General features: G+C 59.8%; 4 protein-coding genes. 3 read left to right on the top strand and 1 reads right to left on the bottom strand.

The window, feature by feature from the left end; all coding sequences use genetic code 11:
* The 3 genes from HX846_RS29230 to HX846_RS29220 form a co-directional block, all read left to right on the top strand.
* On the top strand, positions 1-357 hold a 357-nt coding region (locus HX846_RS29230; RefSeq protein WP_178966680.1), incomplete at its 5' end, for a phosphoadenosine phosphosulfate reductase family protein.
* 352 nt (positions 358-709) lie between these two features.
* Positions 710-2,239, top strand: coding sequence for an NCS1 family nucleobase:cation symporter-1 (locus tag HX846_RS29225; protein WP_178966678.1), 1,530 nt, complete (start codon positions 710-712; stop codon positions 2,237-2,239).
* Positions 2,240-2,252: 13 nt separating this feature from the next.
* Positions 2,253-2,981, top strand: coding sequence for an aspartate/glutamate racemase family protein (locus HX846_RS29220; RefSeq protein ID WP_003214954.1), 729 nt, complete (start codon positions 2,253-2,255; stop codon positions 2,979-2,981).
* Between the two features lie 118 nt (positions 2,982-3,099).
* On the opposite strand, the gene HX846_RS40475 is transcribed toward HX846_RS29220, so the two are convergent.
* Positions 3,100-3,174 (bottom strand): hypothetical protein (locus tag HX846_RS40475; protein ID WP_372242022.1); only part of this gene is annotated, 75 nt, incomplete at its 5' end.

Genomic DNA, 3,174 nt, shown 5'->3' with positions numbered 1-3,174 from the left:
CGCAAGCTGTCCGGTGTGAGCGCCTGGGCCACCGGCCAGCGCCGCGACCAGAGCCCCGGCACCCGCAGCCAGGTGGCCGCGCTGGAAATCGATACGGCTTTTTCCACCCCGGAACGCACCCTGTACAAGTTCAACCCGCTGGCGCAGATGACCAGTGAGGAAGTATGGGGTTACATCCGCATGCTGGAGTTGCCGTACAACAGCCTGCACGAGCGCGGTTTTATCAGCATCGGCTGTGAGCCGTGCACCCGTCCGGTACTGCCGAACCAGCACGAACGCGAAGGCCGTTGGTGGTGGGAAGAAGCAACCCAAAAAGAATGCGGGTTGCACGCCGGGAACATCATCAGCAAGGCGTAACGCCTGAGCCAGAATCCTGTACACAGAAATGTCACCATCGGTGCCATTTTTGTGTGCACTTATAAAATCCTGCACCGAAAAGTTACATCCTCCCTCGTCACACCTCTTCTAAAATCCCCGCCCCTCTCTGCACCACAAAATAAATAGCTGTTCAAACGGTCAATTTATATCGCTTTAAATTCAGTCTGTTATTTCCAATCACGCTAAAAACCAAATCGCCGTGTATTTCACCCGGCGAAAATCTGGCACGCATGTGGCTTAAGGCAAAACACACTTTGTATACAATTAATAAAAAAGATACATACACTTTGACATCAGCCGCTCTCCTGCTGATGTCCAGGAGCCTGCCGGAATGCGTACAAGTCTCTCCAATAACATCGCACTGGATCTGCCCTCCTCCACCCTGAACCCCGAGGCCACGAGCCCCGGCCCGTTGGTCCTCAGCCCGCGCCTGCACAACAAGGACCTGGCGCCTACCAAGGCCGAAGGCCGGCGCTGGGGCCGCTACAGCATCTTTGCCTTGTGGACCAACGATGTGCACAACATCGCCAACTACTCCTTCGCCATCGGCCTGTATGCGCTGGGCCTGGGTGGCTGGCAGATTCTGCTGTCCCTGGGGATCGGCGCGGCGCTGGTGTACTTCTTCATGAACCTGTCGGGCTATATGGGGCAGAAGACCGGCGTACCGTTTCCAGTGATCAGCCGCATCAGTTTTGGCATCCATGGTGCGCAGATCCCGGCACTGATTCGTGCGGTGATCGCGATTGCCTGGTTCGGGATACAGACCTACCTGGCCTCGGTGGTTTTCCGCGTGCTGTTGACGGCGGTTCATCCAGGTTTTGCCGACTACGACCACAACTCGATCCTCGGCCTGTCCACCCTGGGCTGGGCGTGTTTTGTGGCGATCTGGTTTGTGCAGCTCGCCATCCTCGCCTATGGGATGGAGATGGTGCGCCGCTATGAAGCCTTCGCCGGGCCGGTGATTCTGCTGACAGTAGCGTCCCTGGCCGGCTGGATGTATTTCCAGGCGGACGGCCACATTGCCTGGGCCATTCGCGAGCCGCTGACCGGTGGTGAGATGTGGCGCAATATCTTTGCCGGCGGCGCGCTGTGGCTGGCGATCTACGGCACGCTGATCCTGAATTTCTGCGACTTCGCCCGCTCCTCGCCGTGCCGCAAGACCATCAAGGTCGGTAATTTCTGGGGCCTGCCGGTGAATATCCTGGTGTTCGCGGCCATCACCGTGCTGCTGTGCGGCGGGCAGTTCCACCTCAATGGCCGGGTGATCGAGAGCCCTACGGAAATCATTGCGGCGATACCCAACACATTCTTCCTGGTGCTGGGCTGCCTAGCGTTCCTGATTGTGACCGTGGCGGTGAACATCATGGCCAACTTCGTCGCACCCGCCTTTGTGCTGAGCAACCTGGCGCCCAAGTACCTGAACTTCCGCCGCGCCGGGCTGATCAGCGCCACCGTGGCGGTGTTGATCCTGCCGTGGAACCTCTACAACAGCCCGCTGGTGATCGTGTATTTCCTCTCAGGGCTGGGCGCACTGCTGGGGCCGTTGTACGGCGTGATCATGGTCGACTACTGGTTGATCCGTAAAAGCCAGGTGGACGTGCCGCAGTTGTATAGCGAAGACCCGAATGGCGCTTATTACTACAGCTGCGGGATCAATTTGCGGGCGGTGGCGGCGTTTATTCCTGCGGCGGTGACCGCCATTCTCCTCGCCCTGCTGCCCGGTTTCGCCCTCGTCTCGCCCTTCTCCTGGCTGATTGGCGCCGGTATTGCAGGGCTGCTGTACCTGCTGTTCGCCAAGCGCCAGCCGTACTACGCCGATGTGAGCGGCGAAAGCATTGCAGTCGATAACGTCAGTCATTAAGTAAGGACATTCCATGCGCATCCTTGTGGTCAACGTCAACACCACCGAGTCCATCACCGAGGCCATCGCCAAACAGGCACGGGCGGTGGCGTCCCCCGGCACCGAGATCGTCGGCCTGACTCCGTTTTTCGGTGCCGAATCGGTGGAAGGCAATTTCGAAAGCTACCTGGCGGCCATCGCGGTGATGGACCGGGTGATGGCTTACGACCAGCCGTTCGATGCGGTAATCCAGGCCGGCTACGGCGAACATGGCCGCGAAGGCTTGCAGGAGTTGCTCAACGTGCCGGTGGTGGACATCACCGAAGCGGCCGCCAGCACCGCGATGTTCCTCGGACATGCCTACTCCGTGGTGACGACTCTGGACCGCACCGTGCCGCTGATCGAGGACCGGCTGAAACTGGCCGGCTTATATCAGCGGTGCGCGTCGGTACGGGCCAGCGGCATGGCGGTATTGGAACTGGAGGAAGACCCGCTGCGGGCCATGGAGGCCATCGTGCGCCAGGCTGAATTGGCGATCAGCGAAGACAAGGCCGAAGTGATCTGCCTGGGCTGCGGCGGCATGGCCGGGCTGGATGAGCAGATTCGCTACCGCACGGGTGTGCCGGTGGTGGACGGTGTGACCTCGGCTGTCACGATTGCCGAAGGCTTGGTGCGGTTGGGACTGTCGACCTCGAAGATCCGCACGTATGCGACGCCGAGGCCGAAGAAAGTGATCGGCTGGCCCGGAAAGTTCGGACATTGAAGATCCAAAATGTGGGAGCGGGCTTGCTCGCGAAAGCGGTGGATCAGTCGATGCATGTGGTGACTGTCACACCGCCTTCGCGAGCAAGCCCGCTCCCACACTTTGATCCCCACAAGGATCAAATGGCGCTGAACCGCCGCCCCAACTCGCGTTCGACAAACTGCTCCAGGATGAAATCCACAAACGCCCGGGT

It is taken from the genome of Pseudomonas sp. K5002, from assembly GCF_013386655.1.
Taxonomy (GTDB): Bacteria; Pseudomonadota; Gammaproteobacteria; order Pseudomonadales; family Pseudomonadaceae; genus Aquipseudomonas.
The sequence above is the reverse complement of the archived record's forward strand: the minus strand, read 5'-3'. Positions and strand labels throughout refer to the sequence as shown.

What these genes read in the sequence shown, in the direction of transcription:
- HX846_RS29220 (WP_003214954.1), top strand. Translation starts at nt 2,253, where the DNA reads ATGCGCATCCTTGTGGTCAACGTCAACACCACCGAGTCCATCACCGAG.
- HX846_RS29225 (WP_178966678.1), top strand. Translation starts at nt 710, where the DNA reads ATGCGTACAAGTCTCTCCAATAACATCGCACTGGATCTGCCCTCCTCC.